This window comes from Acetatifactor muris, from assembly GCF_024623325.1.
GTDB lineage: Bacteria > Bacillota > Clostridia > Lachnospirales > Lachnospiraceae > Acetatifactor > Acetatifactor muris.
Genome location: NZ_JANJZD010000003.1, coordinates 247,355 through 273,596 on the forward strand (window position 1 = coordinate 247,355; position 26,242 = coordinate 273,596).

At 49.0% G+C, this 26,242-nt stretch carries 24 protein-coding genes; 2 read left to right on the plus strand and 22 right to left on the minus strand.

Annotated elements, in window-relative coordinates:
* Positions 1–16 precede the first annotated feature (16 nt).
* The 16 genes from NSB25_RS04345 to NSB25_RS04420 form a co-directional block, all read right to left on the minus strand.
* Positions 17–808: a CheR family methyltransferase gene (locus NSB25_RS04345; RefSeq protein ID WP_103238047.1), complete on the minus strand. Its 792-nt coding sequence runs from the start codon at positions 806–808 to the stop codon at positions 17–19.
* Entirely contained in the window at positions 808–1,947 is a 1,140-nt protein-coding gene (gene rpsA / locus NSB25_RS04350) for a 30S ribosomal protein S1 (RefSeq protein WP_103238046.1), read from the minus strand. Before rpsA ends, NSB25_RS04345 begins: the two co-directional genes overlap by 1 nt.
* Positions 1,928–2,818 carry a 4-hydroxy-3-methylbut-2-enyl diphosphate reductase gene (ispH, locus tag NSB25_RS04355; protein WP_103238229.1) on the minus strand — a complete coding sequence of 297 codons (891 nt, stop codon included), beginning with the start codon at positions 2,816–2,818 and terminating at the stop codon, positions 1,928–1,930. The genes rpsA and ispH overlap by 20 nt, the downstream gene beginning before the upstream one ends.
* A gap of 76 nt (positions 2,819–2,894) precedes the next feature.
* Positions 2,895–3,575 (minus strand): (d)CMP kinase, encoded by a 681-nt coding sequence (gene cmk / locus NSB25_RS04360; protein WP_103238228.1) that lies wholly within the window; start codon positions 3,573–3,575, stop codon positions 2,895–2,897.
* 86 nt (positions 3,576–3,661) lie between these two features.
* Positions 3,662–5,044: a BaiN/RdsA family NAD(P)/FAD-dependent oxidoreductase gene (locus tag NSB25_RS04365; protein WP_103238045.1), complete on the minus strand. Its 1,383-nt coding sequence runs from the start codon at positions 5,042–5,044 to the stop codon at positions 3,662–3,664.
* A gap of 125 nt (positions 5,045–5,169) precedes the next feature.
* Positions 5,170–6,597: an oxaloacetate decarboxylase subunit alpha gene (locus NSB25_RS04370; RefSeq protein WP_103238044.1), complete on the minus strand. Its 1,428-nt coding sequence runs from the start codon at positions 6,595–6,597 to the stop codon at positions 5,170–5,172.
* Positions 6,598–6,664: 67 nt separating this feature from the next.
* Entirely contained in the window at positions 6,665–7,816 is a 1,152-nt protein-coding gene (locus NSB25_RS04375) for a sodium ion-translocating decarboxylase subunit beta (RefSeq protein ID WP_103238043.1), read from the minus strand.
* A gap of 51 nt (positions 7,817–7,867) precedes the next feature.
* A complete protein-coding gene (locus NSB25_RS04380) occupies positions 7,868–8,248 on the minus strand; it encodes a biotin/lipoyl-containing protein (RefSeq protein WP_103238042.1) in 381 nt (126 codons plus the stop codon).
* A gap of 113 nt (positions 8,249–8,361) precedes the next feature.
* Positions 8,362–9,153: an OadG family protein gene (locus tag NSB25_RS04385; RefSeq protein WP_103238041.1), complete on the minus strand. Its 792-nt coding sequence runs from the start codon at positions 9,151–9,153 to the stop codon at positions 8,362–8,364.
* 16 nt (positions 9,154–9,169) lie between these two features.
* Positions 9,170–10,591, minus strand: coding sequence for an acyl-CoA carboxylase subunit beta (locus NSB25_RS04390; RefSeq protein WP_103238040.1), 1,422 nt, complete (start codon positions 10,589–10,591; stop codon positions 9,170–9,172).
* Between the two features lie 166 nt (positions 10,592–10,757).
* Complete coding sequence (locus NSB25_RS04395; protein WP_103238039.1) at positions 10,758–11,474, minus strand: LiaF domain-containing protein; 717 nt, start codon at positions 11,472–11,474, stop codon at positions 10,758–10,760.
* Positions 11,475–11,508: 34 nt separating this feature from the next.
* Entirely contained in the window at positions 11,509–11,970 is a 462-nt protein-coding gene (locus NSB25_RS04400) for a LytTR family DNA-binding domain-containing protein (protein ID WP_103238038.1), read from the minus strand.
* 206 nt (positions 11,971–12,176) lie between these two features.
* A complete protein-coding gene (locus NSB25_RS04405; RefSeq protein WP_103238227.1) occupies positions 12,177–12,350 on the minus strand; it encodes a chorismate--pyruvate lyase in 174 nt (57 codons plus the stop codon).
* Between the two features lie 38 nt (positions 12,351–12,388).
* Entirely contained in the window at positions 12,389–14,032 is a 1,644-nt protein-coding gene (locus NSB25_RS04410; protein WP_146039963.1) for a glucosyltransferase domain-containing protein, read from the minus strand.
* Between the two features lie 267 nt (positions 14,033–14,299).
* A complete protein-coding gene (gene groL / locus NSB25_RS04415; protein ID WP_103238036.1) occupies positions 14,300–15,925 on the minus strand; it encodes a chaperonin GroEL in 1,626 nt (541 codons plus the stop codon).
* Positions 15,926–15,972: 47 nt separating this feature from the next.
* Positions 15,973–16,260, minus strand: a complete 288-nt coding sequence (locus NSB25_RS04420) for a co-chaperone GroES (RefSeq protein WP_103238035.1) — start codon at positions 16,258–16,260, stop codon at positions 15,973–15,975.
* Positions 16,261–16,627: 367 nt separating this feature from the next.
* Between NSB25_RS04420 and NSB25_RS04425 the strand changes: the two genes are divergently transcribed.
* Entirely contained in the window at positions 16,628–16,819 is a 192-nt protein-coding gene (locus NSB25_RS04425) for a hypothetical protein (protein WP_257479227.1), read from the plus strand.
* Between the two features lie 195 nt (positions 16,820–17,014).
* Here the strand turns inward: NSB25_RS04425 and NSB25_RS04430 are convergent, their stop codons facing one another.
* On the minus strand, positions 17,015–17,686 hold the full coding sequence (locus NSB25_RS04430) for a hypothetical protein (RefSeq protein WP_103238033.1): 672 nt from the start codon (positions 17,684–17,686) through the stop codon (positions 17,015–17,017).
* Positions 17,687–17,799: 113 nt separating this feature from the next.
* The gene (locus NSB25_RS04435) at positions 17,800–18,660 is read right to left on the minus strand and encodes a helix-turn-helix domain-containing protein (protein WP_103238226.1); all 861 of its coding nucleotides are present in this window, start codon (positions 18,658–18,660) and stop codon (positions 17,800–17,802) included.
* A gap of 926 nt (positions 18,661–19,586) precedes the next feature.
* On the opposite strand from NSB25_RS04435, the gene NSB25_RS04440 reads away from it, so the two are divergent.
* On the plus strand, positions 19,587–20,867 hold the full coding sequence (locus NSB25_RS04440) for a peptidoglycan-binding protein (RefSeq protein WP_242982281.1): 1,281 nt from the start codon (positions 19,587–19,589) through the stop codon (positions 20,865–20,867).
* 119 nt (positions 20,868–20,986) lie between these two features.
* Here the strand turns inward: NSB25_RS04440 and htpG are convergent, their stop codons facing one another.
* The 4 genes from htpG to NSB25_RS04460 form a co-directional block, all read right to left on the minus strand.
* Positions 20,987–23,164, minus strand: coding sequence for a molecular chaperone HtpG (gene htpG, locus NSB25_RS04445; RefSeq protein WP_103238031.1), 2,178 nt, complete (start codon positions 23,162–23,164; stop codon positions 20,987–20,989).
* Between the two features lie 258 nt (positions 23,165–23,422).
* Positions 23,423–24,484: a peptidylprolyl isomerase gene (locus tag NSB25_RS04450; protein ID WP_103238224.1), complete on the minus strand. Its 1,062-nt coding sequence runs from the start codon at positions 24,482–24,484 to the stop codon at positions 23,423–23,425.
* A 55-nt stretch (positions 24,485–24,539) separates the two neighbouring features.
* A complete protein-coding gene (locus tag NSB25_RS04455) occupies positions 24,540–25,592 on the minus strand; it encodes a branched-chain amino acid aminotransferase (RefSeq protein ID WP_257479229.1) in 1,053 nt (350 codons plus the stop codon).
* A 108-nt stretch (positions 25,593–25,700) separates the two neighbouring features.
* Positions 25,701–26,192 carry a dihydrofolate reductase gene (locus tag NSB25_RS04460; RefSeq protein ID WP_103238029.1) on the minus strand — a complete coding sequence of 164 codons (492 nt, stop codon included), beginning with the start codon at positions 26,190–26,192 and terminating at the stop codon, positions 25,701–25,703.
* Positions 26,193–26,242 lie beyond the last annotated feature (50 nt).

The following is a 26,242-nucleotide window of genomic DNA, read 5'->3' on the forward strand; positions in this document are numbered from 1 at the left end:
GCTTTCTCACTGTCTCTCATGGCTTTTGATAGTAAAAAGCATTTTTCCTCAGATATCCGATCTCTTTATGATTCATAATCTGTTCCGAGCTCCCGATAAAAAGCAGCCCGCCGCTTATAAGAGATGTAAAATACCTGCGGAACACCTGGTCTTTAGCCACCTCAGTAAAGTAAATGAGCACATTGCGGCAGACAATCATGTGACACCCTGTCGGATATGCATCCTTCAGCAGATTATGTTCCCTGAATTCCACACAGGCTTTTATCTCTTCAGATATTTTATAGTCTTCGCCGGCCGGTCTGAAATATCGCCTTCTCAGATCCGCAGGTACCGTCGCAATACTTTTATCAGAATACAGACCCGCTTTTGCTTTTTCAATCACCTGCTTATCCAAATCAGTGGCATAGATTCTGATATCACTCAGCGGAATATATCTGGACATGGCCATGACCAGCGAGTATGGCTCGTCTCCTGTGGAACAGGCCGCACTCCATATCTTCAGCCGCTTACCGAATCTGGCAATCAGCTCCGGAATCGCTTTCTCCTCCATCACCTTCCACTGATCCGGATCACGGTAAAACTGGGATACATTGATGGTGATATATGCCACAAACTCTTCCAGCACTCCCCTGTCGGTCCTGAGCGCTGATACATATCTGTCATACCCCTGGATACCACGCTTTGCAATCAGGGTATCAATACGGCGTTTCATCTGGTTTTCCTTATAACAGTTCAAATCGATTCCCGTCAGAGACAGGACTTCCCTCTTAAAATATTCATAGCCGTATATCGTGGGTAAAACTGTCATTATTGGGCATCATCCTCCGCCTGGGCTGTAATCACCGCATCGATATCCACTGAAACCACATCTTCATCCTGCTCTTCCCGCGCCGGAGAAGCTGCCATTGCCTTAACGCTCAGTGAGATCTTCTTATCCGCCTCATTGAAGTCCACAATCTTCGCAGTCACTTCCTGACCGATACTCAGCACATCCGCAGGCTTCTCCACATGCTCCTTTGATATCTGTGACACATGAAGCAATGCGTCAATTCCGGGCTCCAGCTCAACAAATGCACCAAAATCCGTCATTCTTGCGACTTTGCCGGCAACTACATTTCCCACAGCGTATTTCTCAGCCGCATTTTTCCAGGGATTCTCATCTTCAAATTTCAGAGACAATGCTATCTTGCTGCCGTTGATTTCCTTGATCAGCACATTCAGCTCATCTCCTACCTTGAATACTTTTCTGGGATGTTCCACATGTCCCCAGGACATCTCGGAAATGTGAAGCAGTCCGTCCGCTCCTCCCAAATCCACAAATGCGCCGAAATCAGTAACGTTTTTCACCACACCGGCAACAATATCTCCCTCGTGAATTCTCTCGAAAAGTTCCTTCTGAAGCTCTGCCTTCCGGGCAGAAATCAGGCGTCTCCGGTCACCGATGTATCTTCTCCTCTTCGGATTATACTCGCTGATCACAAACTCTATCTCCTGTCCGAGATATTTGCTCAGATCCTTCTCATAAATGTCGGACACAAGGCTGGCCGGAATGAATATCCTCGCTTCTTCCACAACCACACCCAGTCCGCCTTCCATCACCTGAACAACCGGCGCCTTCATCACTTCCTGATTGTTGTACGCTTCTTCAATTCTCTTGTTCACTCTGTCGGCAGCAAGACGCTTATACGTCAGTACAACCTGTCCCTCACCGTCATTCACCTTCAGGATTTTCACCTCCATGGTGTCACCTGGCTTTACTACTTTGGTAAGATCTACACTGGAATCATTGGTATACTCACTTCTGGTCAGGATACCGTCAGACTTATAACCAATGTTCAGAACAATTTCATCGGGCTTCACGTCAATAACTGTACCTTCGACTACCTCTCCTGAGTGTATCGATTTAATAGATTCTTCCAACATCTGTTCAAAAGTTAATTCTGACATAATTTTGAACCTCCTCAATTAATTTGTTTGGGGTGGAAGCCCCCGCTGTAATACCCACCAGTCGAGCAGTTTTAGGCAATTCTAAACACAAGTCCTCCAGTGTCTGTATAAAATAGGTATTCGCACACTCCTCACTGCAGATTTCATATAGTCTCCTGGTATTGGAACTGTGCCTGCCACCTATCACAATCATTACGTCAGCCGCTGCCGCAAGCGCCCTTGCCGAACGCTGTCGTTCCTCCGTAGCGTTACAGATAGTATTTACAACACTACCATTATAACCTTTTTTTTCCAAAATTTCAACTATGCCTTGAAAATTGTTGTAGTTAAATGTCGTTTGAGCAACCACACATATATTTTTGTCTCCCGGAGGAAGAAACGCTTCTGCTTCCTGTTCGTCTCTCAGAACCGTGACGTCCCCTTTACACCACCCTACAATCCCTTCCACCTCCGGATGTCCCGCATTTCCCACAATGACCACATGATTTCCCTTTCGGCTTTCCTCTTCCGCCTTTTTCTGGATTCTCCTCACAAAAGGGCAGGTGGCGTCAACGCACTCCACTTTCCTCTCCTCCAGAAGACGGTAGATTTCCTCCGGTACGCCATGGGCGCGGATAATCACACTGCAGTTCTCATTTTTCTCACAGGAGTCCGCCCCCGGACCGACTTCTTCCAGAAGCTTCATCAGGTCTTCCTTCGTTTCCAGAACCCTGACTCCTTTCTGAGTCAAATCCTTCACCACTTCCTCATTGTTTACAACAGGACCATAGGTATATATAGTCTTCCCGTTTTTTAACTGTTCATACACAGTATCTACCGCACGTTTTACACCAAAGCAAAAACCGGTGCATTCCGCAAGTCTTACTTCCATGAAAACCTCCCGGAATTCTGCAGCCGAAACAGCTGCGTTTCTCATTTTTAATATTCACGGCCGCTTCAGCTTCCATTCACCGGATCTGTAAGGCACCTGCTTTACCGCACAGCCGGGAAACGGCGGAAATCACTTCCTCCTGGGTCATCTCCGACGTATCCACCAATATGGCGTCCTCAGCCTGTCTCAGAGGGGAAATTTCTCTGTGCATGTCTCTGTAATCTCTCTCCTCTATATCTGCCTGAATCTGATTCAGGTCACAGCTTACTCCTCTGGCTGTCAGTTCTTCATATCTTCTTCCGGCCCGCACTGTGCTGCTGGCCGTGAGATAGATTTTCAGCTGTGCGCCGGGCAGTACACAGGTGCCGATATCACGTCCGTCCATAATGCAGTCGCTGTCTGCCGCCAGCTTCTTCTGAAGCTCCACCATGGCCCTGCGCACATCCGGAATCACGCTGACAAGGGAAGCGGCATGACTTACCTCCTCCGTACGGATAAGCGCATTTACATTTTCTTCATTTAAAAAGACAACCTGTGTCCCATTCTCATACCGAATGGTGATATGCGCCTCACGACACTTCCCGGCAATGGCTTCTTCATCCTGCAGATTTACGCCTTCCCGCATCATAAACAGCGCCATTGCCCGGTACATTGCCCCTGTGTCCACATAAATCAGATTCCATTTCTTCGCCACTGCTTTTGCCACAGTGCTTTTGCCCGCCCCTGCAGGCCCGTCGATTGCTACGTTAAAACTCATCACTTTCTCCATTCCGATTTATTCCGGCTTTTCTCCTTGAGAACCCGCCGCTGCTTTTCTCTGGCCCTGCCGATGTTCAGCGCACTTTACACACTGCTTCCGGCCAGATGTCCCGTGGACCAGGCAATCTGCAGATTAAAGCCGCCTGTCAACGCGTCCAGATCCAGCACCTCTCCCGCAAAATACAGGCCCCGTACTTTCTTCGACTCCATGGTGGAAGGATTGATCTCCTTCACATCAATGCCGCCTCTGGTGATAATCGCCTCCTCAAACCCCCGAAGCCCTGTCACCGTCATCGGCAGGTTTTTCATCAGCTCCCCGAAGGCACGCCTCTCTTCCCGGGTAATTTCATTCACTTTTTTGTCAGGATGAATCCCGGACAGCTCCATCATCACAGGAATCAGCCTTGCAGGGAACAATCCGCCCAGAGCATTTTTGAACTGTCGATTTTTATTCTCCTCAAAGTCCCTCAGCAGGCGCCTGTCCAGCTGTTCCGGTTCCAGTGCGGGCTTCAGATCCAGATAAAGCACTGTCTGACTCTCCCCCTTTTCCCCCCGGCCCGCCTTTCCTTTTCCGCGCTGCCCGAAAAAGCTGCTGGCCGACAGAATGAGGGGACCGCTGACGCCGAAATGGGTGAACAGCATTTCTCCAAAGCCCTGATAGACTTCACGGCCTCCGCATACCATGCGCAGAGAGACATTTCTGAGCGAAAGCCCCATCAGCCGGCTGCACCAGTTCTCCCGGATTCGAAAGGGAACCAGACCGGGCACACGCTCCGTAACTCTGTGGCCGGTCTCCTCCGCGAAACGATATCCATCGCCGGTGGAACCGGTGGCCGGATAGGAGAGACCTCCCGTGCAGACTATGCAGCTGTCCGCCCAAAGTTCCCGGCCGTCCGACAGTCTGACACCTGCGATTCTTCTCTGTAAAGCTGTTCTGGTCGGATTCCTTTCCGTTTTGCCATCTTCTCCCGCTTTGTTCGCTTCCTCCCGGCCTCTGCCGGTTTCCTGCCGGGCAGATCCGGTTTCCTGCCGCATTTCGCCGGAATCTCTCTGCTCAAGTATCAGTTCCCGAACCTCCGCATTCAAAAGAACCTGAACACCTCTTTTTTTCAATTCCCGCTGGAATGCCCCTATGACATCCGAAGAATGGTCCGACCGGGGAAAGACCCGCTCCCCCCGCTCCGTCTTCAACGGGCAGCCTGCCTGTTCCAGGAAATCCATAATGGCCAGATTGTCGTACTCATAGAATGCGCTGTACAAAAATTTACCGTTGATACGGACATTGGCAAAAAGTGTATCCATATCCCCGGCATTGGTCACATTACATCGTCCTTTTCCTGTAATAAAAAGCTTTTTCCCCAGCTTTTCATTCTTCTCTATCAGGTATACACTGTTGCCTCTGTCCGCAGCCGCCACCGCGGCAATCATTCCCGCGGCACCTCCGCCCACAACTATCACTCTGCCCAAATCTTCTCTCCTCCGCAATCCGTTTCCACCCGATAGATTTATCTGCTCTCTGTTGCAGAATTTCCAGGGTGCCCCTGAAGACACCCTGGAAACCGCATTTTATTATTCAAAACTCAAATCATATCTCAGACAGGATAAGCTCCGTTCTGGGTATCTGCCTGTGTCATATCCACCTTCTCCTGCTGTGCCTGACGATATTTGAAAAAGTCCATGGCAACCTGAGGGAACAGCGCATAGCTCAGTACGTCCTCGTCCTGCTGCTTCCACTCGCTCATCTCGGACTCCAGCTTATCCATTTCATTCTCCAGCATATCCGCATAACGGCAGGTAATTCTCTCCTCGCCGGGGATAACCTTGTCGATGACTTCCTGGTTCATGGGCTTAATGGTCTGACCATACTCGCCGCGCAGCACTGCTTTGGTCTCCTTGGTGGCCATCTTGTATCTCTCACCCATGAGCACATTGAACACTGCCTGCGTACCCACGATCTGAGAAGAAGGAGTCACCAGAGGGGGCTCACCCAGATCCTTGCGGACTTCGGGAATCTCACGAAGCACATCGTAATATCTGTCCTCCGCATTCTGCTCCTTCAGCTGGCTCACCATGTTGGAAAGCATGCCGCCGGGCACCTGGTAAAGCAGAGTCTTGATATCGACGCCCATTACCTTCGGGTTCAGCAGACCGCTCTTCAGGCACTCATCTCTGTAAGGACGGAAGTAATCTGCGATTTCTGCCAGCAGATTCTGGTCAAAGCCTGTGTCATAAGGAGTATCCCGGAAGGTCTCCACCATAACCTCTGTGGCAGGCTGTGATGTTCCCAGGGCAAGAGGACTCATGGCGGTGTCGATGACATCCACCCCGGCCTCCACCGCCTTCAGGTAAGTCATGCTGGCCACGCCGGAAGTATAGTGGGTATGCAGCTGAATCGGAAGCTTTGTGTTCTCCTTCATGGCCTTAATCAGCTCGGACGCCTTGTAAGGCACCAGCAGACCTGCCATATCCTTGATACAGATGGAATCCGCTCCCATCTCCTCGATTTTCTTTGCCGTGCTGGCCCAGTACTCCAGCGTATAGGCATCGCCCAGGGTGTAGGACAGCGCAATCTGCGCATGGCCTCTGCCTTCCTGCTTCTTCATTCTGTTGGTAGCATTTACCGCTTCCTGCAGATTGCGCAGATCGTTGAGACAGTCAAAGATACGGATAATGTCAATTCCGTTTGCAATGGACTTCTGAACGAATGCATCCACAACATCGTCCGCGTAAGGTCTGTAGCCCAGAATATTCTGTCCGCGGAAAAGCATCTGCAGCTTCGTATTCTTAAACCCGTCACGCAGCTTCCGAAGTCTGTCCCAGGGATCTTCCTTCAGGAAACGAAGGGAAGCGTCAAAGGTTGCCCCGCCCCAGCACTCTACAGAATGATATCCCACTTTATCCATCTTCTCTACAATAGGAAGCATAAAATCCGTGGGCATTCTGGTGGCAATCAGAGACTGGTGCGCGTCACGCAGTATGGTTTCCGTAATTTTTATCGGTTTTTTTACTTGTTCTGACATTTACGAATTTCCTCCATATATATTTTAGTTAAGGTTAACTGCCTGGCTTAAGCAATGCACTTATTGCTTAAAATACTCCGAAAATGGCCATGAAAGTACCGGCTGCCACGGCTGTTCCGATTACGCCTGCAACGTTGGGTCCCATGGCATGCATCAGCAGGAAGTTGGTGGGGTCTGCTTCCGCTCCCACTTTCTGGGACGCACGGGCCGCCATAGGCACAGCTGACACACCGGCGGAACCAATCAGAGGATTGATCTTGCCTCCGCTCAGTTTGCACATAATCTTGCCGAAGAGAACACCGGCCGCCGTACCAAAGGCAAAGGCAACCAGTCCCAGCGCCACGATTTTAAGCGTATCCAGATTCAGGAATGCTTCCGCACTGGTGGTAGCGCCCACGGAGGTACCCAGCAGGATAACTACAATATACATCAATGCGTTGGATGCGGTCTCGGTAAGCTGTCTGACAACGCCGGACTCTCTGAACAGGTTACCCAGCATCAGCATACCAACCAGCGGAGCGGTGGTAGGCAGTATCAGACATACCACAATGGTCACGATAATGGGGAAGAGAATCTTCTCCAGCTTGGATACAGGTCGAAGCTGACCCATTTTAATCTTCCGCTCTGCTTCTGTGGTGAAAAGCTTCATGATAGGCGGCTGAATAATAGGCACCAGCGACATGTAGGAGTAGGCCGCCACCGCAATGGGTCCCAGAATCGCCGTCTGTCCCAGCTTGCTGGCCAGGAAGATAGAGGTAGGTCCGTCAGCACCGCCGATGATGGAAATCGCCGCAGCTGCCATATCATTGAAGCCTAAGAAAATGGCTCCGAAATATGCCGCAAAGATACCGAACTGCGCGGCGGCACCCAGCAAAAAGCTCCTGGGATTGGCAATCAGCGGACCGAAATCCGTCATGGCACCTACACCCATGAAAATCAGAGACGGCAGAATCGCCCACTCGTCCAGTAAATAGAAATAATACAGCAGTCCGCCCACACCGTTCGAGGCGTCCTCCGCATGAAGCATGATGTCGGGATAAATATTGACCAACAACATGCCGAAGGCTATGGGAGTCAGAAGCAAGGGTTCAAACTCATGCCGGATAGCCAGGTAAAGGAAAAAGCATGCAACCGCTATCATCAGATAATTTCCCCAGGTCAGGTTAAAAAATGCAGTCTGATGAATGAGGTTGTTCAGCGTAGAACCTATATAATCCATTTGTTGACCTCCTGTTGTTCTTTCATACCGCTGACGTACAACGGCGGCAATTTAATTCAAGGTAGCTAATACAGCACCTGCCTCCACGGCATCGCCCACTGCCACGTCAACGCTTGCAACCGTGCCGTCTTCGGGAGCCACAACAGGAATCTCCATCTTCATTGCCTCAATAATCACAACGGCATCTCCCTTTTTCACGGCATCTCCAACTTTCTTCTCCAGCTTGAATACCTTTCCTGCCGCACCGGCTTCAATCTTAATGCTTCCCGCACCGCCGGCTGCACCGGGCGCAGGAGCTGCCGCCGCGGGGGCTGCCTTGGGAGCCGCTTTGGGGGCGGCAGGTGCTTTTGCTGCCACGGGAGCTCCGGATGTGCCTTCTTCCACTACCACATCATATACATTTCCGTTCACGGTAATTGTATAGTTTTTCATTCTTATTTCCTCCTAAATAGAATCGCCTTTTTGTCTTATTTTATAAATCACCTGACTGTCTGTGGGACTCCGCCCGCAACAGTCATTCCTGAACTACAATTACGAATCCGGCCTTAAGCCTGACGCCTTCTCACAGAACGCACTACCAGTCCGTCCGTGGAGGCAGCTCCCTGGCTCGCTGCAATGGCAGCCGCAATCACGGCTACCAGCTCCAGATCGTCGGTCTCTTCCACGGCCTCCTCCTGCACTGCAATCTGCGTCACCGCGTTGTCAACCCCTGTGGCTTCTTTCACCGGCTCTTTTTTCCTGTCTTTCCTCTCCTGAGCCTTCGAGATCAGCTTGAAGCAGGATATAATCGCACTGATCAGAATCAATACCGCGAACACAGTTCCCATACCGATCAGCGTATTCAGGCCTGCTTTTCCCATCAGTTCTCCCACGGTAGACTTGGGATTCAGGGCCGCTGACTCCAGCTTCATAAACATATCATTGGAGAAAATCACCTCTGCCGTGGCACTTTTCTTCTCGCCGGTGACTTCCACTTCCACAATAATCTGATCACCTTTTATTCTGGCACTGCTTCCTCCCGTCTCCGTGATGGCACCCACAGTGTCTTTCGCGGAGTGAAAAGATTTCATAGCCGAGGCAAACGCGTTTCCATCGACGCTGATATTGTACTGGTTATTCAGCAGATACTCAATCTCTTCCGCCGTATATTCATCGAAAACAGATGCCGCCTCGTCGTCCATATACTGCGAAAACAGATAGAGAACCATCTCGTCCGCCAGCTGCTGTGCGTTGCTTACCTTATACTGCTCATATTCCGTCAGCACTTCCTCGCTTCCGCAGGCGCTCAGTCCGAAGATACAGGTAATCATACACAGTAAAGTCAAAAATTTCTTCATTTTATAATCACCCTTTCTATACTGTTCCGTGCTTTTTTACGGGACGATCGGCAAAGAGCATTTCAAAAGCGGCGATGACATACTTCCTGGTGTCGGCCGCCTCCACGATACTGTCCACATATCCTCTCCGCGCGGCGCTTCCCGCACTCAGCTGCAGTGCCTCATACTCTGCTGCCTTTTCATTGATGACACCTGCACCCTGACCGTCATACATAATCTTTGCAGCCAGCTTGCTCTCCATAGTGCCTATCTGAGCACCCGGCCATGCAAAAGTCATATCCGCACCGATTGCCTTGGAGTTCATTACAGTGGCAGCGGTTCCCAGGGCCTTGCCCACAATGACATTCACTTTGGGAACAGTGGCATTTGCAAAAGCATAAGTCAGTCTGGCCGCCGCTCTGGCAATTCCCTTTTCGGAACACACAGTGGCCTTATATCCCTTCACATTGGTGAGGGTCAGCACCGGAATTTCAAATGCATCACAGAAATTCACAAAATCTGCCGCTTTCTCGCAGCCCTGCTCCGACAGAACCGCATCCAGCTTCTCCGCAACCTGGCCTTCTTCGTCGCAGATCTCGCTGCGGTTTGCAACGGCACCCACTGTCACGCCGTCCAGCTTCAGGAAGCCCACAACCATATCCTTACCGTAACCGGCTTTCACTTCAAAGAAGTCGTTATTGTCAGCCAGAATGGAAAGTGCAATGGATGTATCTCCGGCACAGCCCGCCAGTTCTTCGTTTACACGGTTCAGATCGTCCGTGCATTCCACAATATCGCTGCCCTCGCTGCTGTTGGCAGGCAGGAACGCAATCAGATCTCTGATTTTGGTCAGAATCGTCGCCTCGTCCGCCACCACATCCACAATACCGCTTTCCTCGGACTGGAACACAGCGCTGGAAGAATCACACTTTGCAACCGAATTTCCGTCAAGCGCATTGGGAGCGTTGACGAAAAGCTTCCCGTTTTTCTCTTCCATGAAGGTAAAATCCGTCAGCGTCGGGAACAGGGCAAGTCCGCCGCCGCAGCTGCCCAGCACGGCAGTAATCTGGGGAATTACACCGGAAGCCAGTGTCTGCTTCATGTAGATGGCGCCAAATGCATTCAGCGCATCCGCCGCCTCCTGCAGTCTCAGTCCCGCGGAATCGATCAGGCCGATTACGGGAGAGCCTGTCTTCATTGCCAGGTCATAGAGATTGGTAATCTTTCTGGCGTGCATCTCACCGATGGTTCCGTTCATTACGGAAGCATCCTGGCTGTACACATACACAGGCTTACCACCTATTACTCCGTAGCCGGTAATACAACCGTCAGAAGGAGTTTCATTGGGTTTCATATTGAAATCAGTAGCTCTTGCAGTTACAAGTCCGCCAATTTCAACGAAACTGTTGTCATCGAGCAAAGCTGTAATTCTTTGGCTCGCTTTTGAAGTAGTACTCATGCTCTCAGTCCTCCATTTATAATAAATAAATACGAACAATTTAACATCCGGGGTATTCAATCCGAAACCGCATGGAACCCCATGATTATTGTCTGTAACAGTATAACACAAAAAATGCAACCCGCAAAGAACGAATTGCATTTTTTTGTATTTTTTCCAAAATAATCTACACATACACAATTCCCAGATGTCCGAATACCACAGAGCCTCCCACACACAGAACATTTTCCCCGTCGCCGGTGCCCCTTCCGCTCATATCCGTGGATCCGAATATATTTTCCGTCTTCGCCTCCACCTTCCACGAAGCCGGCACATAGAGCACCACTTCTCCGAATACCAGATCCACAGTGATGCCGGCATTATTGTTCATCAGGCAGGCATCTGTAAAATATACTTCCATGGAGCCGAACACATTGTCTATGCCAACAAAGCTGACCGCACCGGAAATGTATTTCACCGTACTGCCGAACACATTGTCAAAGGATACCACCCCACCGTTACTGTCATTGCCGTTCAAAGTTCCCCCGTTTCTCCAGTGGATCCCACTCCCGATACGCGGGACAAATCTTCTCCCATATTTAAACCCCGGAAACAGGAGGTTCAGTCCTATGGTACCCAAAAGCGCCGCCCCCAGGACGGGCCAGGGGGTAATGGCTTCCAGATGCAGCAGTTCATCGTTGATAATGACCAGAAAGGCAAGGGAAAACAGAATCGTGCCGAATCTTCTCCTGAAAATCCCTTTGATCAGAATCGCAGCCAGTGCAATATTCAGCAGAATGGAGCTGACGCCGATACCCTCCAGGTATCCCATTCTGCCCACCAGAAGCACCACAGCCCCCAGCACAAGCATAATTCCCCAGAAAACATTGTTTTTACCTCTCATTATTTCTACCTCTCTTTCTCTTCATCCCAATCATTTACAGTCCAAGCTTCCTCGCCATCAGCCTCTCCGTCACAACCTTATAGTAAGCCCTGGACAGCATTGCCTTTTTATTGCTTCCCACAAATTCCACCAGACTGGATGCGGTCAGGTTCTTTGTCACAGACCAGACAAAATCCAGATTGGCAATGGTGGACTTTGAGATTCTCATAAAGCAGCCCGGCAGAAGTTCTTCCAGCTCATACAGTTTATACTCGCAGAGAAACATGTTGTCTGCGGTATGGGCCCGCAGCTCTCTTCCCTCCGTCTCGAAGAAATAGATTTCCTCCATGGGCACGAAAAATTCTGTTCCGCCGTTTTTCAGGGAAAGACATCTCTTACTGTTGCCCTGTTTCGATATGTAGTTCTGAAGACTGACCACTGTATCATTCAAGCTTCCGCATCGAATAATCACTTCTTCCTCCGTCAGGTCTTCTTCAATCTCAATCTTTACCTTCATCCCTTTTCCTCTGCCGTCACGGCGACTGCAACAGTTTAGCTTTCCGTTTCTTTATGTACTTTTCAGTATACAGATAATTCCGCATCTGTAAACCCTTTCTGTGCAAGAGGTTAATTTCCGTGTGTAAGAAGTAAAAATTGGGGGGCAGGCTTTCCTGTAACATAAAAAGCGCCGCAACACGACGCTTTTACCACTCTCCAATCCCATTATTCCAGGATGCTGTAACTCATCCACTCATACAGAAGTTTCGTTCCTTCCGTGATCTCCGGCGGCAGAAGCGCTCTCGCCACCAGCTTCAGTTCTTCGGACTCTATGTCCGTACGTTTTAGACGGGCATAATCTCCGTCTATTTCCATAACGATATACTCGAAACGATTCATACTTTTTATATCCTTTCTGCATTTTATATCCGCACTTGTCAAAAGTGAACAATCACATATCCGTCCATCTCCGTGACAGACCCTTCCTCCGGCCAATTCGGCAGGTTTTCGGAATAAATGTCTGCTTTCTGTATCAACGCTTCCTCATACACTGTCTGCAGACTATATCCATGCATGCGAAGGAAATTAACAAATTCCCTGCCCGGATACTCAAAAGCGTACATTCCCCACTCGATCATTGAATGATACATGTCAAAGGCGAAAGTATAACCATATGGCGAATAATACTTCTCTTTCAAATGCGGGTCCAGCCAATCCGTCAATCTGCATATTAATCCAAACTCTTTCGAAGAATAATCAATATAGTAGTAATCCGCCAGCTCATAAGGAGAGCTATAGTGTCCGGTAAAAATTACCGTTGATCCCCGCCCATATTTTTGGGTGACTTCTTTCGCAATGTCTGTCAACACTTCTTTCTCGTACTGATACCGTTTATAATCCATATAAAAAATACGATTCATCTCATATGCCTGATTCCATATTAACATGGCTGCCACAAATCCAAATACAACACAGCCATATTTCTTCCAACGTTTATGATTACAGACCAAATAAAACAGCAATACTGCACAGCCGATAAAAAAAGGCATAAACTGACAGGTTCTGTACAAAGGCGGCATCATCTCTACCAAAGTGAGAAGAAAAGGCGTCGTCATCATGCCCAAAAACAACAACAGATAGCATCCTGTTTTCCTTTTCACTGTCAATACCCCGGCAGCAACCGCAAATACAACCATCGACATCACATACACCAGAACCGGAAAATAGACTACCGCATTTACGAAATACTGCAGCCAATATTTTTTAATCAGCATAAACGCATTCTGAAGTCCGTTTCCATCCGAAAAAAATTCAAGGCAGGCGGTCAATGCTCTGGACTCCACAGAATATTCTGACTGTATGGAAAAAATCGCAATCAGTACCTTCTGTATCACAGCTCGCAAAACCAGGCATCCGACAATCAGACCTGCACACAGGGCCAGTTTTTGAAATATCAGCTTGAAGGTCAGTTTATTTTGATCTGTCATACCTCTGAAAAACAGAATCATTATGAGCCCCATAATGTATAAAATAATAAAGGATTCATAGCACCCCACCGCAATCCAAAGCCCCAACATACTGCCTGTCAGATATGCAAAGTACTTTTTCCCCTTCCGACCAAAACTCTCCAGCAAGAACAGCAGGGAGAGGGCCAATGCCAAATACCCTACATCCATACCACTATGATAGTAATACAGATACAGGCCTCCTAAAAACGGTTGTGAAATAAAGGCACATGCAAATGCGGTATAACCTCCGATTCCAATCTTTTCTCCCAAAATGCGCCTGAGCAATATACAATACAGCACAACTGACAACAGCAGAATCATTACCCCCCCGATTTCCGTTATGTGTGGCATAAATTCTCCCAGATAGAACAGCTTATTTATCAAATAGATAGTCCAGCGGCCCATCAGTACTTCTATTCCATCATTCAGATACACATCGACCATGGTGTCGTCTATCCCTATGCTCTCATGAGTAACGGCAAATCCATAACTCCCTAATGCTGTCAGAGCCAGTATTACCACGAACATCTTCTGATGTAAAAAGAAACTAATATCCTCTTTCAACTGCCGCACTGCTTTTTCTCCTTATCAACTTTCGTATTCTTCTGAGACACCATATCTTTCGTAACAATTCAGGCAGGACACCGAACTGTTGCTGTTTTTCCGCTGTCAAATGGATTCTATCATATAAATTTGGATAATACAATGCAAAACAGGATTCTATTATGCAAATTCTTTCGGTTTCTGGTCCACGCAAAAGCCCCCGGTTCCACAGACAATATATATAATACTGCCTGAAACCCGGGGACCTGACTTCTACTTTATTTTACATGCATGGTATTACATCATTCCGCCCATGCCGCCGGCACCTGCGGGCATTGCGGGAGTCTCCTCCTTGATGTTGGCCACAACACTCTCGGTGGTCAGCAGAGTGCTCGCCACGCTGGTGGCATTCTGCAGAGCGCTTCTGGTAACCTTTGCAGGGTCAAGGATGCCTGCCTGTACCATATCCACATACTCTTCCTTCAGAACGTCAAAGCCAACGCCCACTTCGGACTCTCTCACCTTGTTGATAATTACGCTGCCTTCCAGTCCCGCATTGGCTGCAATGTGGTACAGAGGGGATTCCAGAGCCTTCAGCACGATGTTCGCACCGGTCTTCTCGTCGCCTTCCAGACCTTCTGCCATCTTCGCGACTTCCTTGGCCGCATGAATATAAGCAGAACCGCCGCCGCAGATGATACCTTCCTCCACAGCTGCCCTGGTAGCTGCCAGAGCGTCTTCCATACGGAGCTTCGCCTCTTTCATCTCGGTCTCTGTAGCCGCACCCACGCGAATCACTGCCACACCGCCGGCCAGCTTAGCCAGTCTCTCCTGGAGCTTTTCTCTGTCGAAATCAGAAGTTGTCTCTTCGATCTGCTTCTTAATCTGGGCGATGCGTGCCTGGATTTCATCCTTCTCACCCTCGCCGTCCACGATGACGGTATTCTCTTTCTGCACCTTTACGGATTTCGCATGGCCCAGCATATCCATGGTCACATCCTTCAGCTCATAGCCAAGATCGGAGCTGATTACGGTACCGCCGGTCAGAATGGCGATATCCTGCAGCATCTCTTTCCTTCTGTCGCCGTAGCCGGGAGCCTTTACTGCCACTACATTGAAGGTTCCGCGCAGCTTGTTGACAATCAGGGTGGTCAGAGCTTCGCCCTCCACGTCCTCGGCGATGATCAGCAGCTTCGCGCCGGACTGTACCACCTGCTCCAGCAGAGGCAGTATCTCCTGAATGTTGGAGATCTTCTTATCTGTAATCAAAATGCAGGGATTCTCAAGAGTAGCTTCCATCTTATCCATATCTGTTGCCATATAAGCGGAGATATAACCCCTGTCAAACTGCATACCTTCTACCAGATCCAGTTCGGTCTGCATGGTCTTGGACTCTTCGATGGTGATGACACCGTCTCCGCTTACCTTTTCCATGGCGTCCGCCACCAGCTGTCCTACCTCTTCATCTCCTGCGGAAATGGCAGCAACTCTGGCAATATGCTCTTTGCCGTTTACCTTCTGACTCATTTGGGAAATGGCATCTACCGCACAGCCGGTGGCCTTCTTCATTCCCTTTCTCAGAATAATGGGATTCGCACCTGCAGCCAGGTTCTTGATTCCCGCGTTTACCATGGCCTGTGCAAGCACGGTTGCCGTGGTGGTACCGTCACCGGCCACATCGTTGGTCTTGGTGGCCACTTCCTTCACCAGCTGTGCACCCATATTCTCAAATGCGTCTGCCAGCTCGATTTCCTTTGCAATGGTTACACCGTCATTGGTGATCAGGGGAGCGCCGAAGGATTTATCCAATACCACATTCCTTCCTTTGGGTCCCAGGGTTACTCTCACCGTATCGCTCAGCTGATTGACACCGGACTCTAATGCCGCACGGGCTTCCGCTCCGTATTTAATCTCTTTTGCCATAATGATTATGCCTCCGTTTTCTATGATTGATATAAGATTTCCATTTCCTAGTTGTTAATAATCGCCAGAATATCACTCTGCTTTACAATGATGAATTCTTCCTCGTCAAGCTTCACTTCCGTGCCCGCATACTTTGAATAAATAACATTGTCGCCGACCTTTACTTCCATCTTGACTTCCTTGCCGTCCACCATGCCGCCAGGACCTGCCGCCACAACTTCTGCCTGCTGGGGCTTCTCCTTGCTCTGTCCGGGAAGAACGATACCGGATTTCGTAGTTTCCTCTGCAACTAACTGCTTTAATACGACTCTGTCACCTAAAGGTACTAACTTCATGATAATTGCCTCCTATATATTAAGCTTATTCTTTGTTAGCACTCTTTTAATATGAGTGCTAATCACTAGAACATATAATAGTTTTATATGGAAGTCTTTGCAAACATATTCACAGAAAACTAAATTTCAATATCTCTTTTTTTCTCCGATTATCTTTCTTTTTCTCTTCTTATCTCACTTTAATCCTTGTCCGCTGATTTAATATTTATTTTAGATTTTGTTTTCGGTAAGATATTCCTCCATATCTGCCGATATATATAGTACAAATGTCACTGTTGAAATATACATCCAGGGAGGGATTCACGGAGCAAACGGAATTGGAATTCAAAACTATTTCAAAGTGTACCCGGTTCAGATGGTAGTCAGCGTGCCCAGACTGAAAAAGGAGAACAGAGATTCCGAGCAGCAGAGGCAGAAGAGCTCTCAGAAATCATTCTTCGATATTCTGCTGGACAAAACAGAGGAAGAGAAAGCTCCGGACGACTGCTATACCGTAACTTATGACAGGAACAGCAGACTCCGGACTTTCCAGTACTGCCGCAAAGAGTATACCTTCTGACCCCGCAAAGGGCTGCCGCAAAAGCATATGCGCGAGACAGAGACTTTCCTTTTGGATATGGCCCTGCCCCAGCAGCATGCTTCCTGCGTCAGCCCCTTTGTGTTAGTTCAATTCTACCGGATTATTTCTCTTTCTCTGACTTTCATCCGACAAAACGCAGTTATTCCGACAAGTCACTGAACACCGTATAACCCGTCAGTTACATTTAATCTCCAAATATCCCAGCAGCTTCGACATATCGTATTCTTCCAGCACACCTAAATTGGAATCATAATATTTTCCGTCATAATGAATCAGATAATGGCAGAAACGCCCCATTTTCTCCATCAGAATACAGCATTTCGGGAGCACCGCATCCCGGCCTTCCGTGTAATTAATCACGTCGCTGTGGTCAATCCCATAATAATTCAGGGCCGAAATCATGCGTCCCATGGTCGCCTGCCATTCACGGCAGTCCATGACGCTGATCACTTCCGCGATGGTATTTCCTGCCAGCATTGCCACGCAGGCCTGTCCGCAGAGCCCGTCCTCCGGCTGAATAATCACCTTCATGCTGTCAATCTCCCGAATGGGATGTTCAAAATCATAAGGACTGTTCTGATCCATCCGAATCAGGCTGCCTGTAATGTGCAGCAGAATCTTATGAGTGATACCCGGCTCCACATTCACCGCATCATTGTCTGCAATGTGAATCTCATAGTTTCCCTTATCTATCGGGAGCAGCTCACATTCGATAATCCTGTTATCCAGCACCACCTCGCCCTGAATGACATCTCTGTGCTTACTGACTTCCCACACATTAAAAGGAATCCGAATCATATATCCTTTTTCCTTTTTCTCCACAACCGACTCAAAGAAATATCTCATAAATGCTTACCTCCGCTCCGGACCCTCTGTCCCTTTTATCAGAAATCAAAAGTATTGTATCAAGTTCTGCTCCATTTGAAAACACTTTTTCAAATAGTTAAAAAATAAACAATTCACGAGCTCCTTCTGGCCTGGGAAGGCGAAATCCCATAACGTTTTTTAAAAAGCTTGCTGAAATGGTATGCATCGTCATAGCCGACAATGGACGCCACTTCCTGAATGCTCCCCTGATAGCCGTTTTCCAGAAGCTCCCTTGCCTTCTCCAGACGGATATTAATCAGATGCCGTATAGGAGTATTCCCCGTTTCACTCTTAAAAATCCTGGAGATATAAAAAGAACTGAGATACATATTCTCCGCTATCTGGTCAAGGGAAATTTTCTCACTGTAGTGATCTTCTATATAATCTATTATCTGCTCTACCACATATTTTTTATTGGCGGACTCAAATGCACAGCCCTTCGGTCTCTCCATGGGCTCGCACTGCTCTCTGATGACCAGAAGCAGCAGCTGGATCAGATAGGATTTCAGCATAAAATATCGTCCCTGCCTGCGGACGGCATTCTCAGCCTCCATGGACGAGCAGATCTTAAAAAGCCTCTGGCTCAGCTCTCCGGCAGTATGCAGAATACACTCCCCCTCCGGAAGGGGCATGTAGTTGGCCGGACATCCCGTAATCTGGATATCGGAAAACCCCACGAAAAACTCTGTGGTCGGAACATCCGCCTCCGGGCAGATCAGCGCCTGATGTCTGACACCGGGATTAATAATCAGCAGGTCTCCCTCCCGAATGTCATATATTTTGTTCTCGATGCGGTATTTTCCCTCTCCGGACAGAATATAGGCCATCTCCAGGTGTTCATGACTGTGGTATTCCGGCTTCCCGCAGTTCTTGCCTCTTGTTCCTTTCCATATAAAGAGAAATGTCGGATCCATTTCCTCTATGGATATCGCAGTATTTTGTTGTACTTCCATCTTGCCCTCCGTTTCTCCTTCTGCTATTTTACCCGTTTTCTTCCTAAAAGTAAAACATATTTTCAAAATTAGTTCCTGTTTAATGCACATGGGGCCGGGATTTCTGCAAGGACTTACAGGAGGACTGCCGCCAGGTCCGGAATTCCTGCAATGACTTGCCGGGGCCCTGAAGCTGAGACCAGGGGACCTGCAAGGGCTCACAGAGGACTGCCGCCAGGTCCAGATTCCTGCAAGGACTTGCCGGGGCCCTGACGCTGAGACCGGGATTACTGCGGCAGGTCAGGGTGAAAGCAAAGGGACGGCAGAGGAGGCCGGTGGTTCTTTCCTCGGCGGGGTAACGCGCCGGTAAACTAATCCTCAACTTCGACTAAAGCGCGAAAGTACCGCGCTTAAGTCTGCGTAGAGGCTGGATTTTACCTCTGCTAAGGGCACCCCTTGGTGCTTTCGGAAAGAGCCACCGGCCTCCTCTGCCTGTTTCTTGCAAGTTACACTGGCCTGGGGCAGATATGGACTAAGCGTTCTGGTCCAGCGCGTTTTGTAAAGCTCCAGCCATCTGGAGCTATAAGCCGATCTGTGGCACTTTTTCTAAAACCTGCGGAAAAACAGGCGGAGAAGGGGTGGGAGGTTCTTTCCGACAGCACCAAAGGGGTGCCCTTAGCAGAGATGAAATCCACTGCCTACTGAAACTTGGGAGCGGTACTTTCGCTCCTTAGTTTCTGTTGGCAGTTAGTTCATCGGCGCGTTACCCCTGCCGAGGAAAGAACCTCCCACCCCTTCTCCGCCGTCCCTCTGCATTAAAGGAAAGCCCTTTGTCAGTCCTTGCAGGAATCCTGGACTTTGACGGCAGACCCTGTAACCCTTTCCCACCTGCTGCATATAATAGTATAACTCTATTTATCTGCGCCTTCCGGCGCATAAGGACAATTATGCCTGATACAAATTTAACAGAAATGCCGAATGAAGAAAACGAAGTCGTATCCTATACCGGTTCCATTCGAATCAGCGTAGTTTCCTCCATTGGGATGGTTCCCGTGGAGAATGCTTCCGTCACCATCTCTTACACAGGTGACCCCGGCTCCCCGCTGGATGTGCTCACCACCGACAGTTCCGGTCAGACTCCCGTCATCCAGCTCCCGGCACCGCCTCTGGATCTGTCACTGCAGCCGGAAAACGAACAGCAGCCCTATTCTGAATATAATATTGAAGTCACAGCCGAAGGGTATGAACCTGTCCTGATCTCCGGTTCTGAAATTTTTGCAAATGAGCTTTCCCTGCAGCCTGTCCGTATGAATCCGCTGGCCGCCTCGGAAGAAGATGAAAAAGTGGTCATTATACCGGCTCATACCCTGTTCGGGGATTTCCCCCCTAAAATACCCGAAGAAGAAATCAAACCCATGGCTGAGACCGGCGAAATCGTCCTGAGCCGGGTGGTCATTCCTGAATATATCATCGTACACGACGGCGTCCCCGGCGATCCCACCGCCCCCAATTACTGGGTGCGTTATAAAGACTACATCAAAAATGTGGCTTCCTGTGAAATCTATTCCACCTGGCCGGAAAACGCGATTTATGCCAATATTCTGGTGATTATGTCTTTCACTCTGAACAGAGTGTATACAGAGTGGTACCGGAACCAGGGCTACAACTTTACCATCACCTCCTCCACAGCCTATGACCAGAAATGGGTATACGGCAGAAATATTTTCGAGAATATTGATTACCTTGTGGACACGATTTTTGCCAACTATCTGTCCAGACCCGGAGTACGCCAGCCCATCTTTACTTCCTACTGCGACGGCAAACGGGTCACCTGTTCCGGATTGAGCCAGTGGGGATCCATGTACCTGGCCAGCGAGGGATATTCTGCCATTGAAATCATACGGTATTATTACGGGAATGATATGTATATCAACACTGCGGACATCATCTCGGGCGTTCCTTCCTCCTGGCCCGGCTATGATCTGAGTGTAGGTTCCTCAGGAGAAAAAGTCCGGCAGCTCCAGACCCAGCTGAATCGAATCTCCAGAAATTACCCCGCCATTCCCAGGGTAACCGCAGACGGTATCTACGGGCCTGCCACAGCGGAGGCAGTGCGCATCTTCCAGGGTATCTTCAATCTGCCCCAGACCGGTGTCACAGACTATCCCACCTGGTACGAGATCTCAGAAATCTATGTGGGAGTGACAAGGATTTCAGAACCCGGGTGAGCGGAAAGAATATTTCAGCCCTTTCCGGTTCTCCTTACGCACCCTGTGCAAAAATGGGAAAAGGCCCTTCATCGGTATCCTTTTCCCATTCCTGTGTCGATTATGGTATCTTCCTGTCTTTATTTCGCCAGCAGCATCATAATGTCATTGCTTCTGGCAACAAATTTTGTCATGGCTTCCGGTGCGAGCGGCGCATGCTGAATCTTCGCCAGATCATAGAGCTGCTGACAGATCATGTCCACATTCTCACCTTCCTGATGTTCATTCACATACTGTACCAGCGGATGGTTCGCATTGAGAATCAGCGTCTCACCCTCGCTGCCGAAACCGCCCATGTCCATGCCGGGCATGGAGTACATCTTCATCATGTCCTGCATACGTCTGGATTCCTCGGACAGCGTAATCATGGAAGAAATCTTCTCATCCTTCAGCTTCTCCACTTTCACGGTAAGCTTGTCATTGCCCAGAACCTTCTTCATGATTTCGCCCAGTGCCTTCGCCTCTTCCTCCAGCTCCTTCTCAACGTCTTCCGAAGTTTCGGATTTCAGCGCATCTGTCACATCAGCGTCGATTCTCTGGAATTTCACACCCTCATTCTTCGACTCCAGCTGCTGAATGAAGGGCTGATCAATATTGTGAGTCAGAATGACCGCATCCATTCCGTTATCCCGGAACATCCTGATATACTGGCCCTGCTGCTGTTCATCTGTCACGTAGTAAATGATCTTCTCTTTTTTCTCTTCCCTGTCCTGCTCCTCTGTGTCGTCTTCATCGGAGACTACCTCAGCTTCCACCTTCTCACCGTTTTCATCTATGGCGCTTCCGGAGGTATCCTTCTCCTCCCCGGTATCGGCAGCGTTCTTCTCCCCGTCCTCCGCTTTGGTTTCGTCGCCCATGGGCTTCACTTCCAGACACTCCGGCAGAGTCATATATTTTCCATCCAGATTCTTGAACAGAATATAATCATTCATTCTCTCGCAGAATTTGTCATCCTTCAGGCAGCCGAACTTGATAAAGGGACTGATGTCATCCCAGTATTTGTCATATTCTTCCTTTTCCGTCTTACACATACCGGAAAGCTTGTCCGCCACCTTTTTGGAAATGTATTCGGAAATCTTCTTCACAAAGCCATCATTCTGCAGGGCGCTTCTGGACACGTTCAGAGGCAGATCCGGACAGTCGATGACACCTTTCAGCAGCATCAGAAATTCCGGAATGACTTCCTTGATATTGTCCGCAATGAACACCTGGTTATTATATAATTTGATGGTTCCTTCAATGGACTCATACTCCATGTTAATCTTCGGGAAATACAGGATTCCCTTCAGGTTAAACGGATAATCCATGTTCAGGTGAATCCAGAACAGCGGCTCCTTATAATCATGAAATACCTTGCGGTAAAATTCCAGATACTCCTCTCTGGTACAGTCGTTGGTATGCTTTGTCCAGAGCGGTGTCGTCTCGTTTACCAGCTCAGGGCGCTTCTTAATCTTCAGCTTAACCGGTTCCGGCTCCTTCTCTTCCTCTTCTTCCCCGGTCTCCGCTTCCGTATCTTCGGCATCCGCCTTTTCTTCTTTCTTCTCTTCCTTCTTCTCAGGCTCAATTACCTCCAGCACTTCATCATCTTCAAGCTTCTCGTCTTCTTTGATGATTTGCGTCTCTGTGGTATTCGCTTTGGAAAGGTAAATCTCCGTGGGCATAAAGGAACAATACTTCTTCACAACCTCCCGGGCCTTGTATTCATTACAGAACTCCAGGCAGTCCTCATTCAGAAACAGCGTAATGGAAGTACCTACCTCGGTCCTGTCCCCTTCTTCCATGGTATACTCGGTTCCGCCATCACATTCCCAGTGAACCGCCTTCGCGCCTTCTCTGTAGGAAAGCGTGTCAATATGCACTTCGTCTGCCACCATGAAAGCAGAGTAGAATCCCAGGCCGAAATGCCCGATAATCTGGTCTGCATTACTCTTGTCCTTATATTTCTCAATAAAATCTGCAGCACCGGAGAACGCAATCTGATTAATATACTCCTCCACTTCGTCCGCAGTCATTCCCAGACCATTGTCCGTAAAGGTCAGGGTCTTCTTCTCCGGATTCACCACCACATCTATCCGGGCCTTATACCCTTCCGGCAGCGTATATTCCCCCATCATATCCAGCTTCTTCAGCTTTGTCACAGCATCGCAGCCGTTGGAAATCAGCTCCCTGTAAAAGATATCGTGGTCGGAGTACAGCCACTTTTTGATAATCGGAAAAATGTTTTCACTGTTGATAGATAAATTACCGCTCTTCGCCATTTTACAACATCCCTTTCTGTATAATCTCTGAAACAAATGCAACGGTTCCGCTTTCTGCCTGAACTGTTACATCAAAACCTGGTCGATTCACCCTGACACATAGTTTAAGACTGACTTATCCAAAAGTCAAGGCAAAATTAGCACTCATTTTAACTGAGTGCTAATAATCACATTGAAAAGCCCGTAAAATGGGCTTTTTTCGCTTTCTAAAATTTTTCTAAACTGCTTCGAAATAAAACCAGTCAGCTCACAAAGCTTTTATTCCGGGAAATATTTCGCATAGATATCGAAAAAATCAGCTGTAGTTACCTGGTCGTCATGCAGCAGGGCAAGTTCTTCCCACAGTTTTGCATTCAGCTGTCGGGCCAGCGTCTCCACAAAGGCATCATACTCCTGTCCGAACACCTCTCTTCTCCGCTCTTCCACAATAGCCAGCTTATTCAAATCCGTCTGTTCCCTGTCAAAAGTGCTGATACATTTGATAATATGATAGCCGTCTGTGGTCTCAATTACCTCACTGATTTCTCCTGTTTCAAGAGAAAAAGCCGCCTCCTCAAAATCAGCCTCCGTCTCCCCCTTGCCGAAAGACAGGGTAATCGAAGCATCTTCACTGTAGCGGGATGCAAGCTCCACAAAATCGGCTTCCCCTCCCTTCGCTTCTCCGCACACTTCCACGGCCTTATCATAGACTGTCCGCTTCATTTCATCGGAATACTCAACTCTGTTCCCGGCGCCGTCAACGGTACTGGTACGAAACAGAATCTGCTGTACAGTGATGGTGCGCGCCTCGTCATCGCTGATTTCCGGGTTGACATCCTGAATGATGTAACGATATACTTTGTCTGCCAGAGCGTATTCCCGGTAAAGCTTTTCTATCGTATCAGCATTCACACCCATGAGTTCCTGTTCCCTCTCACTCAGGGAAGTAAAATATTCCTCTGCCGCCTGTTCCACCTGTCTGCTTTCCGTCTCGTCCAGTTCCACTTCCCGTTTTCCGGCCAGAAGGTACATGGTCTTAATCTGAGCCGTTTTCGCCAGCACTGTCTCCTTTACATTCTCCTCCAGTGTGACTCCGTCCAGAGAGACATTCCATACCTCGGGGCCGTAGACGCTTTCATACTGATTCTGCGTATTGGTCAGATAGACCATCAGCTCCGGCGTGGTGCAGACCGCATCCCCGATGCGGAAGACTTCGTCCTTTCCCAGTCCGGTGGTAAAGACCACCTTCGCCCCGCCGTCCTCTCCGCAGGCAGTCAGCAGCATCAGCACAAGTAACAGGCATCCGCATTTCTCACAAATATTCAAAAACTTTCTGTTCATATCCCGCCTTACTTCCAAACTGACATTATCGCCTGCTTCCCTTCCGGGCGGAATTTCACTGAATCACATGAATCCAGCCTTCGGGAGCTTCGATTCTGCCCATCTGAATCCCCGTCAGGGTATCGTAAAGCTTCTTTGTGACAGGCCCCATCTGCGTCATTCCGCTGGGAAGGCATATCTCCTTACCATGATCAACAATCTTTCCTACAGGAGAAATCACTGCCGCCGTGCCGCACAGACCGCACTCTGCAAAATCCTTTACCTCCTCCAGGAATACTTCTCTCTCCTCCACTTCCAGCCCCAGATATTCCTTCGCCACATGCACGAGAGAACGTCTGGTGATAGAAGGCAGAATGCTGTCTGACCTGGGGGTAACCACCCTGCCATCTCTGGTCACAAACAGGAAATTGGCCCCTCCGGTCTCCTCCACCTTCGTGCGCGTGCCGGGATCAAGGTACATATTCTCATCATAGCCTTCCGCGTGGGCTGTCACAATGGCATGCAGGCTCATGGCATAGTTCAGACCTGCCTTGATATTTCCCGTTCCGTGAGGCGCCGCCCGGTCAAAATCGCTGACACGAATGGTCAGAGGCTTCACACCTCCCTTGAAATAAGGACCCACAGGGGTACATAAAATCCTGAACTGATACACATCCGCAGGCTTCACGCCGATAACCGGGTTGAATCCGAACATATAGGGGCGGATATACAGGGTTGCCCCACTGCCGTAAGGCGGCACATAAGCGGCATTTGCCTCCACCACCTTCGTCACGGCATCCACAAAGCGTTCCTTCGGAAATACCGGCATCTCAAGACGCTTTGCGGAGGACTCCATCCTCTCTGCATTCAAATCCGGCCGGAAAGCCACGATATGTCCGTCCTCTGTGGTATAGGCCTTCAGTCCCTCGAATATGGTCTGCGCATACTGCAGCACTCCCGCACACTCGTTTAAAACCACATTGGCGTCCTCTGTCAGCACGCCTTCATCCCATGCCCCATCCTTAAAAAAGGAAACATATCGTTTGTCTGTCTGAATATATCCGAATCCGATATTACCCCAATCTATGTTTTTCTTTTCCATTGCCGTTCCCTTCTTTCCTGTGTTTATCGTAAAATTACTCCCGCCTCTCCCCTTCCGAATCGTAATCCGTCCGGCATTCCGTGGGAGTTGGTAACATTATTATCCTTTTCCCGTAAAAAGTCAATATATCCGGTTTTATTTTCTCCTCTCATAGCGGAAAAAGGTATAGGGAATGTCAAAGTAAGTCTGTTCGTCGCTCTCCGCCGTAATCCTCCAGCCGGAGTCTCTGTCCAGATCAGGGAAATATGCATCCGCTTCATAAATATGGTCGATTTTCGTAATATGCGCCGTGTCGCACCAGGGCAGAAGCTGGCGGTAAATGCTCTCTCCGCCGATACAGTAGACATCCTGCGTCGGATAGGGCTCCAGCACCTGTCTCAGCTCCTCCAGGGAATGAACCGTCACAGCTCCTTTCACCCGAAAGGCCGCGTCCCTGGAAAGAACAATGTTTGTTCTGCCCTGCAAAGGCATGCCCTGGGGAAAGGTCTGCAGGGTCTTTCGTCCGAAGACGACGACTTTCCCCATGGTCTCCTCACGGAAAAATTTATGGTCGTTTGGTATGCTGACAAGCAGGCGGCCTTTTCTGCCGATTGCCCAGTTTCTGTCCGCTGCCGCTATGATATTCATAAATATACTTTCCCTCCCCGCAGGTGTTCGTTTCATCTGCAGGTCCCGGC